The 14,762-nt window shown below is 66.8% G+C and carries 14 protein-coding genes and 1 pseudogene; 5 read left to right on the top strand and 10 right to left on the bottom strand.

Annotated features, from left to right (window positions below; translation table 11 throughout):
* Positions 1–2 precede the first annotated feature (2 nt).
* Positions 3–2,063 carry an LTA synthase family protein gene (locus AC27VE_RS28000; RefSeq protein WP_488705576.1) on the bottom strand — a complete coding sequence of 687 codons (2,061 nt, stop codon included), beginning with the start codon at positions 2,061–2,063 and terminating at the stop codon, positions 3–5.
* A 277-nt stretch (positions 2,064–2,340) separates the two neighbouring features.
* On the bottom strand, positions 2,341–3,273 hold the full coding sequence (locus AC27VE_RS28005; protein WP_427956108.1) for a LysR substrate-binding domain-containing protein: 933 nt from the start codon (positions 3,271–3,273) through the stop codon (positions 2,341–2,343).
* Positions 3,274–3,401: 128 nt separating this feature from the next.
* Between AC27VE_RS28005 and AC27VE_RS28010 the strand changes: the two genes are divergently transcribed.
* The gene (locus tag AC27VE_RS28010; RefSeq protein WP_315140415.1) at positions 3,402–4,013 is read left to right on the top strand and encodes a 2-hydroxychromene-2-carboxylate isomerase; all 612 of its coding nucleotides are present in this window, start codon (positions 3,402–3,404) and stop codon (positions 4,011–4,013) included.
* The gene (locus AC27VE_RS28015) at positions 4,010–4,186 is read left to right on the top strand and encodes a hypothetical protein (protein WP_488705577.1); all 177 of its coding nucleotides are present in this window, start codon (positions 4,010–4,012) and stop codon (positions 4,184–4,186) included. Before AC27VE_RS28010 ends, AC27VE_RS28015 begins: the two co-directional genes overlap by 4 nt.
* On the opposite strand, the gene AC27VE_RS28020 is transcribed toward AC27VE_RS28015, so the two are convergent.
* Complete coding sequence (locus tag AC27VE_RS28020) at positions 4,173–4,550, bottom strand: DUF779 domain-containing protein (RefSeq protein ID WP_006227305.1); 378 nt, start codon at positions 4,548–4,550, stop codon at positions 4,173–4,175. The genes AC27VE_RS28015 and AC27VE_RS28020 overlap by 14 nt on opposite strands.
* Before the next feature lie 71 nt (positions 4,551–4,621).
* Entirely contained in the window at positions 4,622–6,151 is a 1,530-nt protein-coding gene (gene adh / locus AC27VE_RS28025) for an aldehyde dehydrogenase (protein WP_315140421.1), read from the bottom strand.
* Between the two features lie 175 nt (positions 6,152–6,326).
* Between adh and AC27VE_RS28030 the strand changes: the two genes are divergently transcribed.
* A complete protein-coding gene (locus AC27VE_RS28030) occupies positions 6,327–8,216 on the top strand; it encodes a sigma-54-dependent Fis family transcriptional regulator (RefSeq protein ID WP_488705578.1) in 1,890 nt (629 codons plus the stop codon).
* A 22-nt stretch (positions 8,217–8,238) separates the two neighbouring features.
* Here AC27VE_RS28030 and trpC read toward each other — a convergent pair whose 3' ends face one another.
* The 6 genes from trpC to rpe all read right to left on the bottom strand — a co-directional run bounded on the left by trpC (position 8,239) and on the right by rpe (position 13,937).
* Positions 8,239–9,027, bottom strand: coding sequence for an indole-3-glycerol phosphate synthase TrpC (trpC, locus tag AC27VE_RS28035; RefSeq protein ID WP_488705579.1), 789 nt, complete (start codon positions 9,025–9,027; stop codon positions 8,239–8,241).
* Positions 9,024–10,055, bottom strand: coding sequence for an anthranilate phosphoribosyltransferase (gene trpD / locus AC27VE_RS28040; RefSeq protein ID WP_006227301.1), 1,032 nt, complete (start codon positions 10,053–10,055; stop codon positions 9,024–9,026). Before trpD ends, trpC begins: the two co-directional genes overlap by 4 nt.
* A gap of 12 nt (positions 10,056–10,067) precedes the next feature.
* Complete coding sequence (locus tag AC27VE_RS28045) at positions 10,068–10,634, bottom strand: aminodeoxychorismate/anthranilate synthase component II (RefSeq protein WP_006227300.1); 567 nt, start codon at positions 10,632–10,634, stop codon at positions 10,068–10,070.
* Positions 10,635–10,678: 44 nt separating this feature from the next.
* Positions 10,679–12,199, bottom strand: a complete 1,521-nt coding sequence (gene trpE / locus AC27VE_RS28050) for an anthranilate synthase component I (RefSeq protein WP_006227299.1) — start codon at positions 12,197–12,199, stop codon at positions 10,679–10,681.
* A 288-nt stretch (positions 12,200–12,487) separates the two neighbouring features.
* A complete protein-coding gene (locus AC27VE_RS28055) occupies positions 12,488–13,195 on the bottom strand; it encodes a phosphoglycolate phosphatase (RefSeq protein ID WP_006227298.1) in 708 nt (235 codons plus the stop codon).
* A 13-nt stretch (positions 13,196–13,208) separates the two neighbouring features.
* Positions 13,209–13,937 (bottom strand): ribulose-phosphate 3-epimerase, encoded by a 729-nt coding sequence (rpe, locus tag AC27VE_RS28060; RefSeq protein ID WP_006227297.1) that lies wholly within the window; start codon positions 13,935–13,937, stop codon positions 13,209–13,211.
* A gap of 128 nt (positions 13,938–14,065) precedes the next feature.
* Between rpe and apaG the strand changes: the two genes are divergently transcribed.
* Both apaG and AC27VE_RS28070 read left to right on the top strand, forming a co-directional pair.
* Complete coding sequence (gene apaG, locus AC27VE_RS28065) at positions 14,066–14,440, top strand: Co2+/Mg2+ efflux protein ApaG (protein ID WP_046805616.1); 375 nt, start codon at positions 14,066–14,068, stop codon at positions 14,438–14,440.
* A gap of 36 nt (positions 14,441–14,476) precedes the next feature.
* A pseudogene (locus tag AC27VE_RS28070) lies at positions 14,477–14,762 on the top strand (murein transglycosylase A); the annotation flags it as partial.

Below are 14,762 nucleotides of genomic sequence, written 5' to 3' on the forward strand. Positions count from 1 at the left end.
GGCTATGGCCGCGGGTGCGGTTGCGGCTGCATCTGCACCTGATGGTTCATCTGCCAGCGCAGCAGGTCGGGGTAGGCGCGCAGGCGCTTCTGCTCGGCCAACTGCGCCGGCGAGGTGTCCTGCTCGCGGGCCAGCGCCAGGCCGGAGGGGCCGGCCCACGGCAGTATCTTGCCCGGGCGGGTCTGGCGGTAGGCGCCGTCTTGCGTGATCGTTACGTCCGGGTCGTTCATCCCGAAGCACCATACCGGATCCGTCCGCGCGGCCAGCAGGTCGCAGCCAGTGCGAAAGTAAGGCGTGTCCGGCAGGCTCAACTGATACAGCGTCGGCATGATGTCCTTGTGGCTGCCCACGCGCGTCGGGTCATACGTGGCGCCGGCCCGATAGGCGGGCGGCACGTACAAGTAGAACGGCACCGCGCGGGCCAAGGCCGCGTCCTTGTCGTCCTGGTAGTCGATGCCCAACAGGTTGTGATCCCCCGTGACCGCCACGATGGTGCGGCTGCCGCTGGCAGATGCCTTCACGCGTGTCAGGAAGCGTCCCAGCTGGTCGTTGGCATAGCGCAGCGTGTCGAAGGCGTCGGCAAGGCCATCCCAGGCTTTGAAGTACGGCTGGCGCGTCACGTCGTACAGCGGCAGGTCGCCGTGCTTGCCGCCTTCGGGAATGAGGAACGGCGGGTGATGCGTGGTGGACAACGCGATGATGAAGAGCGGCGCACCGTCCGGGTCCGCCTCGGCCAGGCGGCTTTCGATGTAGCGGAACATGTACTCGTCGGGGACGCCCCAGGTGCCGGCTTCGGCCTCGGGATAACGGGCTCGCAGGGTCTGCTGGTCGATGAATTCATGGGCGCCCAGATGCGTGGCGAACGTGCCCAGGTTGCGCCATGTGGCGGCGCCTGACGTGACGAAGAGCACGCGGTAGCCCCGTGCCAGATACGGCGCGAAGGCGTTGCTGGCGAACTCGGCGTCGGCCGCGGACGATTGGCCAATGGCGGACACCGGGCTGCGCACCAGCAGGCGCGACAGAGAATCGATGGTGCCGTTGCCTTCCGACAGGAAGCGATCGAAGCGCCAGTCCTGCTGCCAATGCGGCCGCAGCGCGCCCAGCAGGTCGCGTCCCGGCTGGTCATAGGCGTTCAGGTGGTGCCCCATGCTTTCCATGACCTGCAGCACGACGTGCGGCGGCCGCGCGTGGGCTGCCGGATTGGCCGCGGTCACGGCCATGAAGGGTTGCAGGCCCTGCGCGGGGTGGCCCAGGAAGCGCTCGTACAGCGCCTGGCCCGCTGCGGCCGTGACCGGTTGGAAGCGCTTGTCGTTGCCGCGTTCGGCCAGGGCCCAGAAAAACGACGAAATGCCATTGGGCGTAATGTCGTTCAAGAGCCGCACGCTGGAGATGCTGGTGTCGTCCTTGTTCAAGGGGAAGCGGCCCAGCGATCCGCGGCACGCCAGCACGGTGATCGCGACGATCAGCAGCACACGCAGCGCAGCCGGGGCCAGCGCGCGGCGCTGCAGCGGGAGGCGCTGCACGCGCCGTTGCCAGCGTGTGCCCAGCCACCACGTAGAGGCCAGCACCGCCGACAGCAGCAGCCCTGCCTGCGCCACGGGGTAGCCGTGCCACAGCGTCATCGCGATGGCGCGGGTGTCGTCATCGATCAGGCCAAATACGAAGATGTCGATCGACCGCGAAAACGTGGCGTAGTAGCAGACCGTCACTACCGTCGAGGCCGCGAACAGGGCGGCCAGGCCGGCGCCCACGCCGGGCATCCAGCGCAGCCAGCGCGCGTGCAAGGCCCGGCTGCCGGCGGCCAGCATCGCCAGCAGCAGCAGGGCCGAAAAGACGATGCTCGTCACCTTGATGTCGAACAGCAGCCCGATCCCCAGCGACTTGCCCACGTCCTGCGGACGCGCCGCATAGGTCGCTGGCGGCGCGTAGGTCGCAAGCAGGTAGGCGCGGCCTGCAAACTGCGCCAGCACACTGACCAGCCAGGGCGCCAGGATAAGCAGGAACGCGCGTTGGACGTTGAGAAACCAGTCTTGCCACGCGTACGCTGGAGGAAAACGCTTCATTTGCACCGGGGGAAGGAGCTATCGGCCAACACGCAGATAGCGGCAATAGGATGCCCGCGGGCCTGTCGGGCGAGACCGGCGCGGGGGGATGGCGCATGAAAGAGATTCCGGCCCGTGTCCAGGGGGGCGCAGCCCCTAGGGGCGGAATGGCAGCGAGCGATCGGGGCTTTTCGTGGTGGGTTTAACGCGGCCGTTCGCCATGCAGCGCGAAATGTACAGGGGGCCGGGCCCGAATGTACAAAGGTTTGTATAGCTTTGTGATGGAGGCGTACCGGGCTTAACCGGTGTGCGTCGTGGGGGACAGGTCGCGCGCGGTCATGGCGGCCTGTTCGGTCAGCCACTGCGCCACCACATCGGCGTCCGGCGTGCTGCGGCGCGCGTTGCGCACCAGCCAGTAGGCATGTTCCGTCGCGCGGGCCGCCTGCCCGCCCACCGCCTCCAGCCGGCCGTCCGCCAGCATGGGCGCGATCAACGCCAGCCGGCCCAGCGCGATGCCGTGGCCCGCCAGCGCGGCAAGCACGATCTGGTCGTACTGGTTAAAGCGCAGCATGCCCTTGGCGCGGGTGCGGCCCAGCCCGCGCGCGTTCAGCCATTCGGACCATTGCAGCCACGGGCGGGTCGGGTCGTCGAATTCCAGCAATACATGGCGTTGCAATTCGCGGGCATCCAGGTCGCGCGCCTGCAAGGACGGATGGGCCACCGGCACCACGGATTCCCCGAACAGCCAGACCGCCCCGTCCGGCACCATGTCGCGCGGGCTGTAGCGGATGGCGATGTCCACGCTTTCGCGGTCGATGTCGATCAGGCGGTTGTCGGCGGCCACGCGCACGTCGATATGCGGGTGCGCCGCCTGAAATTCCCCCAACCGGGGCAGCAGCCACAGGGACGCCACGCCGATGGTCGTGGTCACCGTGACCGGCGTGCGCCGTTCGGGGGCGCGCAGCTGTTCGGTCAGGTCGCCCAGCTGGCTCAGCCACACGTCGGCCATGCGGAACAGTTGCGCGCCTTCCGACGTGAACGACACGCTGCGAAAACCCCGCACCAGCAGCGGCACGCCCAGATGCGCTTCCAGCGCCCGGATTTGGCGACTGACGGCTGACTGCGTCACATGCAGATCCTGCGCGGCCAGCGTGATGCTCATGCGGCGGCCCACGGCGACAAAGCCTCGGACGAGGTCAAGCGGAGGAAGTTTGGCCAGCGGATATGGCATTCGCAAAACTCATGCGTATCAGACGGAAATGTCGCTTGAGCAATAGTACGCCGACGGCGTTCAATAACAGGCTGCGACGGGCGCATTGCCTGCGCCGTCGCGCCACCTTTTCCCCCGGAGTACCCGTGATGACCGCGCCGTTGCCTGACTCGCCCCGCATGCAGATGTGGTTCGATTTCGCCAGCCCCTACAGCTATCTGGCGATTGAGCGGGTCGACGCCCTGGCGCAGGCGGCCGGCGTGCGGGTCGACCTGCGTCCGTTCCTGCTGGGCCCGATCTTCCAGGCGCAGGGATGGAACGACACGCCGTTCCGGCTGTTCCCCGGCAAGGGCGCGTACATGATGCGCGACATTGCCCGCTTGGCCGACAAATACGGCGTGGTCTACAACCGTCCTCGCCTGTTTCCGCGCATGAGCGTGCTGCCGGCTCGCATCGGGCTGCTGGGGCAGGACGAACCCTGGGGCCGCGACTTCTGCCTGGCGGTGTTTCGCGCCAACTTCCAGCATGACCTGGACATCCAGGCCGAAGACGTCGTGCATGGCTTGCTGACCCAGCTGTCGCTGGACGCGGACGCCCTGATCGCCCAGGCCAAGTCCGAGGCCGCCAAGGAGGCGCTGCGCCGGCAGGTGGACCGCGCCCGAGACCTCGGCGTGTTCGGCGCGCCCACGTTCTTCGTGGGCGATGAAATGTTTTGGGGTAATGACCGGCTTGAAGACGCCCTGGAGTGGGCCCAACGATGAAAAACGCAAGCAGTGCCTATCGCGGCGCGCCCATGCCGGGCGGCCGTTCGTTCACGCAATTCCGCGCCGCCCGCATCCGGCGCGTCTCGTTCCAGTGGAAGCAGGCGGGGCAGGCGCAAGACCCGGCCGGCCACGGCCCAGGCAGCAAGGGCGGTTCCTTCACCCCTTCGTGACCGGGGCCACCTGCGCCCATTCCTCGTCCGAATACAGCCGGGAGCGCAGCAGGAAGCGCTTGCCTTCCGCGCTGTCCAGCGAAAAGGCGCCGCCGCGACCGGGCACGGCGTCGATGATCAACTGCGTGTGCTCCCAATAAGCGAACTGGTCCTCGCCCATGTAGAACGGGCACCCCTCCAGATCGCCCAGCAGGACGTCCGAGCCGCCCACCATGAATTCGCCCAGCGCATAGCACATGGGCGAACTGCCGTCGCAGCATCCGCCCGACTGGTGGAACATCAAGGGGCCGTGCTTGGTCCGCAAGGTATCGATCAGCTTGCGCGCCTCGTCGGTCGCGACCACGCGCGGCGTGTGCTCTGTCATGGCGTCATTCCTATCCGGGAGCGCCGGCGCGCCAGGCCCGAAGGCCCAGCGCGCCGGCCGCAGGTTGACGATCAGAAAAAGCCCAGCTTCTTCGGCGAATAGCTCACCAGCAGGTTCTTCGTCTGCTGATAGTGGTTGAGCATCATCTTGTGGTTCTCGCGTCCGATGCCCGACTGCTTGTAGCCGCCAAACGCCGCGTGCGCAGGATAGGCGTGATAGCAGTTGGTCCATACACGGCCGGCCTTGATGGCGCGGCCCATCCGATAGCACGTGTTGGCGTCGCGCGACCACACGCCTGCGCCCAGGCCATAGAGCGTGTCGTTGGCCAGCGCCAGCGCATCATCGGCGTCCTTGAACGTCGTCACCGCCACGACCGGCCCGAAGATCTCTTCCTGGAACACACGCATCTTGTTGTGGCCCTTGAAGACCGTCGGCTGCACGTAATAGCCGCCTTCCAGCCCGCCCTGCATCTGCGCGCGCGAGCCGCCGGCCAGCACGTCGGCGCCTTCCTGCTTGCCGATGTCCAGGTACGACAGGATCTTCTCCAGTTGCTCGGTGGACGCCTGCGCGCCCAGCATCGTGTCGCCGTCCAGCGGGTTGCCCTGCTTGATCTCGGCCACGCGCTTCAAGGCGCGTTCCATAAACTTGTCGTAAAGCGATTCCTGGATCAGCGCGCGGCTGGGGCACGTGCACACTTCGCCCTGGTTCAGCGCGAACATCACGAAGCCTTCCACCGCCTTGTCCAGGAAGTCGTCGTCTTGCGCGGCCACGTCGGCAAAGAAGATGTTGGGCGACTTGCCGCCCAGCTCCAGCGTCACTGGAATGATGTTCTGCGACGCGTACTGCATGATCAGGCGGCCGGTGGTGGTTTCGCCGGTGAAGGCGATCTTGGCGATACGCTTGCTGGAGGCCAGCGGCTTGCCGGCTTCCAGCCCGAAGCCCGTGACCACGTTCAACACGCCCGGGGGCAGGATGTCGCCGATCAGTTCCATCAGCAGCAGGATGCCCAGCGGCGTCTGCTCCGCGGGTTTGAGCACCACGCAATTGCCCGCGGCCAGCGCCGGCGCCAGCTTCCACGCGGCCATCAGGATGGGGAAGTTCCACGGGATGATCTGGCCGACCACGCCCAGCGGTTCGTTGAAGTGATAGGCGACGGTGTCGCTGTCGATTTCGGACAGGCCGCCTTCCTGGCTGCGGATGCACGAGGCGAAATAGCGGAAGTGGTCGATCGCCAGCGGGATGTCGGCGGCGCGGGCTTCGCGGATGGGTTTGCCGTTGTCCCAGGTTTCGGCCGTGGCCAGGCGTTCCAGGTTGGCTTCCATCACGTCCGCGATCTGCATCAGCATGCGGGCGCGTTCGGCGGCCGGGGTCGCACCCCATTTCGGCGCGGCACGGTGCGCGGCGTCCAGCGCCAGATCGATGTCGCGTTCCTTGGAGCGCGCGTTGCGGGTCAGCACCTGGCCGGTCACCGGAGTGACGTTGTCGAAGTACTCACCGTCTGCCGGCTTCTGCCACTTTCCATCAATGAAATTGTCGTACTGCGTTTTCAGGTCCAGACGGGTGCCATACGAGTCCGGGGTGATGCGGGTCGCGATGTCCATGCTTGTCTCCGATATTGTTGGGATAGCGGCAGTCGGCTGCCTATCCCTTATCAAGCAAGGAGCGTGCCAACGTGGGGGCTTCCCCGGTGGACAGCCCGCGCCACGCATGCGAAAGTAGATTTTTGCGACATTGTCGCGGAACAGGTGTCGCAGAACGCCGTCCAAGGAGACATGCATGGCCACTCAGTCCCGTCAGCATGCGCTGACGCAAGCGCGCCTGCTGTTCAACCAGCAGGGCGCCGTGCCCGGCGGCATCGTCGCCGAGCCCATCCTGCGATCCTGGCGCCGCTGCGCCGACCTGGGCTTCGACATGCGTGGCGTGCGCCGCGCCGAGCTCATGACCCAGGGCGAACTGCGCGAGGCCCAGCAGCGCAACGAAGCGCTGCGCCGCCTTTCCGAACCCGCCATGTCCTATCTGCGCCGCGAGGCGGGCAGCAGCGGCAACCTGGTGATCTTGTCGGACGCTCAAGGCCTGGTGCTGGACAGTGGCGGCGACACGGGCTTTGCCAGCCGCGCTTCCCGCGTGGCGCTGATGCCCGGCGCGCCCTGGGACGAGGCCGCGGCCGGCACCAACGCCATCGGCACCGCGCTGGTGGAAGGCCGGCCTATCGCCGTGCATGGCGCTGAGCACTATTTCGAACCCAACCGCATCCTGACCTGCGCCGCGGTGCCCATCTCCGACAGCGAGGGCCGCACGCTGGGCGTGCTGGACTTGTCCAGCCAGGCGCGCGACATCCGTCCTGACGTGCTGGAACTGGTGCGCGCGGCGGTGGACCTGATCGAACACGGCCTGTTTGAACAGGCCTACGAACACTATGCCGTGCTGCGGCTGCACACGGACCATTCCGGCCTGGGCGCGCCTGGCGAAGGCCTGCTCGCCTTCCAGGGTGACCTGCTGGTCGGCGCCAACCGTCGCGCCTTGCAGGCGTTGGGGCTGGCGGCCACGGCGCTCGGCGTGTATCGCTACGCCGACGTGTTCGACGGGGAACTGGAGCGCTGTCCGGACGCCGCAGGACGGGTGCATGCGCGCACGGGCGCGAGCTATCACGCCCGGCTGCGCCTGCCGCGTTCGCGTCCGCCGCAGCCGGTCGCGCCGGCCTTGCCGCCGGCTGGGTCGACGCGCCCCGTCGCACCCAGCTTCGACGCCGCGACCCTTGGGGCGCTGGCCCGCGCCGTGCATCTGGCCGACGCGGGCGTGTCCATTTTGCTGCAGGGCGAAACGGGAGTGGGCAAGGAAGTGTTCGCCCGCCAGCTGCACGCGCGCAGCAAACGCGCATCGGGCCCCTTCGTGGCGGTGAACTGCGCGGCATTACCTGAAAGCCTGATCGAATCCGAATTGTTCGGCTATGAAGACGGCGCATTCACCGGCGCGCGCCGGCAGGGCAGCAAGGGCTTGCTGCGCCAGGCGCATGGCGGCGTATTGTTCCTGGATGAGATCGGCGACATGCCGCTGCTGCTGCAGTCGCGGTTGCTGCGGGTGCTGCAGACGCGCGAAGTCTCGCCGCTGGGCGCGGCGCGCCCGGTGCCGGTGGACTTCGCGCTGGTGTGCGCCACGCATCGCCCGCTGGCCCACGAAGGACCCGACGCGCCGGTGCGCCCCGACCTGTATTTCCGCATCGCCGAATACACGGTCACGCTGGAACCGTTGCGCACGCGCGCGGACCGGCTGGAACTGCTGCGGGCGCTATGGGCAGCCCAAGGCGCGGGGCCGGTGCTGCCGCCCCAGATCGAGGCCATCCTGGCCGCGTATCCCTGGCCGGGCAACTACCGCCAACTGGCTTCGGTGCTGCGCACCTTGCATGTGTTGGCGGGGCCGTCGGGCGTGGTCGAGGCGGACATGTTGCCCGCCGAGCTGTCGCCGCCCGCCAGCACGCGCGCCAATACGGCCGACGCCTCGCCTGCGGGCGGGGGCACGGCCGATCTGCAATCCATGGCGGATGCCGCGATTCGCGACGCGCTGGCCGCGCACGGCGGCAATGTCAGCCGCGCTGCGCGGGCGCTGGGTGTGCACCGCAGCACGGTGTACCGGCGCGCGGCCGCGCTGGGCCTGCCCCGGTCGCGCTAGCGGCTAGGGCCAGGGGCTGCGTTCAGCCCATCAGGCGTGCGAGTTCGGCGCCCGGATCCTTGGCGCGCATGAAGGCCTCGCCCACCAGGAAGGCGTTGACCTTGTGGTCGCGCATCAGTTTCACGTCTTCGGGCTTCAAGATGCCGCTTTCGGTCACGACGCGCTTGCCCGCCGGGATGTTGGGCAAGAGGTCCAGCGTGCTCTTCAGGCTGGTTTCGAAGGTGCGCAGGTTGCGGTTGTTGATGCCCAGCAGCGGCGTCTTCATGGTCAGTGCCACGTCCAGCTCACGGGCGTCGTGCACTTCCACCAGCACGTCCATGCCCAGTTCCATCGCCAGCGTTTCGTAGTCGCGCAATTGCGACGGCGACAGCGCGGCCACGATCAGCAGCACGCAGTCCGCGCCCATCGCGCGGGCGGCGATGATCTGGTACGGGTCGATCACGAAATCTTTCCGCAGCACCGGCAGCGAGCACGCGGCGCGCGCCTGGCGCAGGTGGTCGTGCGAGCCCTGGAAGAACTGCACGTCCGTCAGCACCGACAGGCAGGCCGCGCCGTGCACGGCATAGGTCGAGGCGATGTCGGCGGGGGCGAAGGTTTCGCGCAGCACGCCCTTGGAGGGCGACGCTTTCTTGATTTCAGCGATGACGCCGGCCTTGCCCTGCGAGATCTTGTCTTCGATGGCTTGAGCGAAGCCACGCACGTCCTGGCGCGCCTGCGCTTCGCGCAGGACTTCGGCTTCGCTGCGCATCTGGCGGGCGGCGGCGACTTCCTCGACCTTGACGGCGAGGATCTTCGCAAGAATATCGTTCATTTCTGGAATTTCCGGGTATATGCGCAGAATTCTTCCAGCTTGGCTCGCGCCGCGCCGGTGGCAATCAACTCAAATGCTAGCGCTAAGGCTTCGGGAATGGAATCGGCTTTATTGCCGGCATAGATGGCAAGCCCCGCATTGAGCGCAACGATGTCGCGCGCGGTGCCCTCGACATTGTCCAGCGCTTCGATGACAAGTTCGCGCGACTGCTCGCGATTGGACACCTTGATGGACCGGTTGGACATCATGGATAGCCCGTAGTCTTCGGGGTGGATTTCATATTCCCGTATTTGACCATCTTTCAGCTCGCCCACGAGCGTGGCGCCGCCGAGCGAGGCTTCGTCCATGCCGTCCTTGCCGTGCACGACCAGCACATGGCGCGAACCCAGGCGCTCCAGCACGCGCACCTGGATGCCGACGAGGTCGGGGTGGAACACGCCCATCAGCTGGTTGGCGGCGCCCGCAGGGTTGGTCAGCGGCCCGAGGATGTTGAAAATGGTGCGTACGGCCAGTTCCTTGCGCACGGCGGCCACATTCTTCATGGCGCCGTGGTGGGCGGGCGCGAACATGAAGCCGATGCCGGTGGCCTGGATGCATTCGGCGACCTCATCCGGCGTCAGGACCAGGTTGGCGCCCAGGGCTTCCAGCACGTCGGCGCTGCCGCTGGAGGACGAGGCGCTGCGGTTGCCGTGCTTGGCGATCGGCACGCCGGCCGCCGCCGCCACGAACATGGCGGTGGTCGAGATGTTGAACGTGTGGCTGCCGTCGCCGCCGGTGCCGCACATATCCAGCAGATCCTGCGGATTCGGCGTTACGACGGGGGTGGCGAATTCGCGCATGACCTGCGCGGCCGCGGTGATCTCGCCGATGGTTTCCTTTTTCACGCGCAGGCCCATCAGCAGGGCGCTGGCGATCTGCGGAGACATCTCGCCGCGCATCAGCATGCGCATCAGATGCAGCATCTCGTCGTGGAAAATTTCGCGGTGTTCAATGCAGCGCGTCAGCGCTTCGGTGGGGGAAATCGTCACGATGCGTCCTTCTCAGGCGAGGTTCAGGAAATTGCGCAGCAGGGCGTGGCCATGTTCGCTGAGCACGGATTCGGGGTGGAACTGTACTCCGTACAGGGGCAGCGTCTTGTGGCGGACCCCCATGATGTCGCCGTCCGGCGCGGTTGCCGTCACCGCCAGGCAGTCGGGCAGGGTGGCGGGGTCGATGGTCAGCGAGTTGTAACGGATCACGGTGTACGGGGTGGGCAGGCCGGTGAAGATGTCGGTGCCCGTGTGCGAGATCTTCACCGTCTTGCCGTGCATGATCTGTTGCGCGCGGACGATGTCGCCGCCGTAGGCCGCGCCGATGGCCTGATGGCCCAGGCACACGCCCAGGATGGGTTTTTTGCCGGCAAAGGCCTGGATCGCGGCCACCGAGATGCCGGCTTCGGCCGGCGAGCACGGCCCGGGCGACACGCAGATGCGGTCGGGGTTCAGGGCGGCGATCTCTTCCAGCGTGATCTGGTCGTTGCGCGCGACGCGCACGTCTTCGCCCAGTTCGCCGAAGTATTGGACCAGGTTGTAGGTAAAAGAGTCGTAGTTATCGATCATCAACAGCATTTTTTTCTCCGTGCGGGCGGTATTCGGTTCGGGCGGGGCCGGGATCAGATGGGTTCGTCCAGGCCGTGCTGCACCTGTTCGGCCGCGCGCAGCACCGCGCGGGCCTTGGCTTCCGTTTCGGCCCATTCGGCTTCGGGGTTGGAATCGGCCACGATGCCGGCGGCGGCCTGCACGTACAGCGTGCCGTCCTTGATGACACCGGTGCGGATGGCGATGGCTACGTCCATTTCGCCGCCGTAAGAGAGGTAGCCGGCCGCGCCGCCGTAGATCCCGCGGCGCACGGGTTCCAGTTCATCGATGATCTTCATGGCTTCGACCTTGGGCGCGCCCGTCAGCGTGCCGGCGGGGAAGGACGCGCGCAGCACGTCCATGCTGCTCATGCCGGGATTCAGGTTGCCCGTCACGTTGGACACCAGGTGCATCACGTGCGAATAGCGTTCGATGACCATGGTGTCGCTGACCTTCACCGAGCCCACTTCGGCCACGCGGCCCACGTCGTTGCGCGCCAGGTCGATCAGCATCACGTGTTCGGCCACTTCCTTGGGATCGGCCTTCAGTTCGGCGGCCAGCGCCGCGTCTTCCTCGGGCGTGGCGCCGCGCTTGCGGGTGCCGGCCAGCGGGCGGATGGTGATCTGCGACTTCGGCACGCCGTTGTCCACCACGCGCTCCTGGCGCACCAGGATCTCGGGCGACGCACCCACGACCTGGAAGTCGCCGAAGTTCCAGAAGTACATATAGGGGGAGGGGTTCAGCGACCGCAGGGCGCGGTAGAGGGACAGCGGGGAATCGCGGAAGGGTTTGGCGATGACCTGGCCGATCTGCACCTGCATCAGGTCGCCGGCGGCGATGTGTTCCTTGGCGCGGTGCACGGCCGCCAGATAGTCTTCCTTCTTGAAGTCGCGCCGCTCTTCGGTCTGCATGCTGGCGTGGCTGTAGGGAATTTCCACCGGGCGTCGCAGGCGGGCGCGCAGGTCGTGCAGGCGCTGCTGGGCGCGGCTGTAAGACTCGGGCTGGCTGGGGTCGGCGTAGACCATCAGGTAGATGCGGCCGGCCAGGTTGTCCACGATGACCAGTTCGTCCACGTGCATCAGCATCAGGTCGGGCGTGCCGCCTTCCATGCCGGCCGGGAAGGGTTTGACGGCCGGGCCCAGGCAGGGCTCGATGTGGCGCACGGTGTCGTAGCCGAAGTAGCCGGCCAGGCCGCCGCAAAAGCGCGGCATGCCCGGGCGCAGGGCGACCTTGAAACGGCCTTGGTATTGCTCGATGAAGGCCAGCGGATCGCCTTCGTGCGTTTCCACGACCTGGCCGTCGTGCAGCACTTCCGTCAGGGTGCCGCTGGCACGGATCACCGTGCGGGCAGGCAGGCCGATGAACGAATAGCGGCCAAAGCGCTCGCCGCCCACCACGGATTCCATCAGGCAGGTCATGCGGCCGGCCAGCGGGCCCGCGTGCGCCAGCTTCAGGTAGATGCCCAGCGGGGTGTCCAGATCGGCGTAGGTCTCGGCGACCAGCGGGATGCGGTTGTAGCCTTGCGCGGCGAGGGCCTTGAATTCGATTTCGGTCATGTCGGGGTCTCGTAAGCGATTTGGTGTTTGCTTTCAGACCGGGCGCACAACAAAAAAGCCCGGTCCAGGTTACTGGTTCCGGGCTTGGCTCTGTGTTTACACAGCTACGGCACTAGGCGGCATACGCGTCCAGGGCCGGGAGGGATCATCGCCACCCGGAAGACAAACGCCACCAGCGCCACGAGGCGCCGAGCATTTGGTTCTGGGGGTAAGCGTTCATTGATCCGGGATAAGTCTTTGGGAATTCAGGGTTTGTCAGGCGGTTTGTCAGCTGCCCCGGGCTCCGTTTCAGGAGGCGGTTTTCGCGGCGTTCTGGTTTTGGTTCCAGAGCGCCACCCACTGGGCGGCGTTGACAAGCGTGTCCACTATACCATCGACATCCAGCTCGCGCACGTCACGGCCTTCGTTGTAACCGTAAGGCACGACCAGGACCTGCGTGCCGGCCGTACGGCCCGCCTGCGCGTCATTGATCGAGTCGCCGATGGTCACGGCTTCGGTCACCGCCACGCCCAGCAGTTCGCAGGCATGCAGCACCTGGTCGGGGTCGGGCTTGCGGCGCGCGCAGGTGTCGCCGCAGACGACCGCGTCAAAAAAGCCCGCCAGACCCGTGCGCTGCAACAGCGGCAGCGTGAATTCGGTGGGCTTGTTGGTGACGACGGCCAGCTTCAGGCCCTGGTCGCGCATGTGCTTCAAGCCTTCGATGACGCCGGGGTAGACCTGGGCGCGTTCGCCGTTGACCAGGTGGTAGTGGCGGTAGAAGGCTTCGCGGGCACGGTCGAACTCGGCGGCCGACGGGTCGGCCGCGTCCAGGCTGCCCGCCAGGCTGCGGCGGACCAGGTTGTCCACGCCCTTGCCCACGAAAGTGGCCACCACGTCTTCGCGCAGCGCGGTCATGCCGAGCTCCACGCGCATGGCGTTGGCCGCGAAGGCCAGGTCGGGGATGGAGTCCAGCAGGGTGCCGTCCAGGTCCAGCAGCGCAGCGCGGAAAGCGGTCATGTCGTCGTGATCCTCAGATGGCGGTGGTTTCGCCGATGGCGATCTGTTCGCGCATGGACGTGATGATGCCCGCGTAGTCGGGCTTGCCGAAAATGGCCGAGCCGGCCACGAACGTGTCGGCGCCTGCGCGGCGGATTTCGGCGATGTTGTCGATTTTGACGCCGCCGTCCACCTGCAGCACGATTTCCTGGCCGCCGGCCTGCATCCAGGCGTCGATCTTCGCGCGCGCCTCGCGCAGCTTGGTCAGCGCGCCGGGGATGAAGCTCTGGCCGCCGAAGCCGGGGTTCACCGACATGATCAGGACGAGGTCGATCTTGTCCATGACGTAGTCCAGATAGGTCAGCGGCGTGGCGGGGTTGAACACCAGGCCTGCCTTACAGCCGTTTTCGCGGATCAGGGACAGCGTGCGGTCCACGTGGCGGCTGGCGTCGGGGTGGAAGCTGATGTAGTCGGCGCCGGCCTTGGCGAACATCGGGACCAGGTCATCCACCGGTTCGACCATCAGGTGCACGTCGATCGGCACCTCGACGTGGGGGCGGATCGCCGCGCACACCATCGGGCCGATGGTCAGGTTGGGGACATAGTGGTTGTCCATCACGTCCACGTGGATCCAGTCGGCGCCGGCGGCGACGACGTTGCGGACTTCCTCGCCCAGGCGGGCGAAGTCAGCCGACAGGATGCTGGGGGTGATGCGGGTGGAAGCCGTGGAGGATGACATGATGTTCGGAGTCGGGAAGGGCATAATGTGCCATTATTGCAGTTTGAGGCGCGGTATCGGGAACAGCCCGGTTCCGCGGGTCCGAAAACTGCGTCTTGAAAGCGTCCGGCGCCGTTCTCCGGCCCCCGCGCCCAGCCACACAGGGAAGGACTGTGAAACCTTACGACCTGAGCGTCTCTGTCTCTCCGCGCTTCGTGCCTGAACAGTCCGATCCCGGCGAACAGCAATTCGTGTTTGCCTATACCGTGCGCATCACCAATACCGGCGAGCATCCCGCCCAGGTGATCAGCCGCCACTGGGTCATCACCGACGGCAACCAGCGCGTGCAGGAAGTGCGCGGACTGGGCATCGTGGGGCAGCAGCCCCTGCTTGCGCCCGGCGAGACCTTCGAATACACCAGCGGCTGTCCCCTGCCCACCCCGGTGGGCACGATGCGCGGCACCTACCACTGTGTCGGCGAGAACGGGATTCCGTTCGAAGTGCCGATCTCCGAATTCGTCCTGGCCATGCCGCGCACCCTGCACTGAATGGCCTGGCCCGTTGCCCCGTTTTCTTCTCTGCTCATGAAGCGCATTCTTAGCCTGTCCGTGCTGTCGGTCCTGCTGGCGGCATGTTCCACCCCCTCGGACGTCCCCCCTGAATCCGGCGATGCCGGCAGCCTGCCCGGCACGCGCGTCCCCGCGGCTGACGGCCCCCTGGTGGTGCCGTCGCTGTCGGCCCTGCCGGACACGCCGCCGCGCGCCCTGGCGGGCAAGTTCAAAGCCGGGACCTGGTCTGAAATGCCGGGCTGGTCGTCCGACGATCTGACGCAGTTCTGGCCGCTGTTCCTGCGCAACTGCCGCGGCCTGA

This window comes from Achromobacter sp. 18P8.1.1, assembly GCF_057799415.1.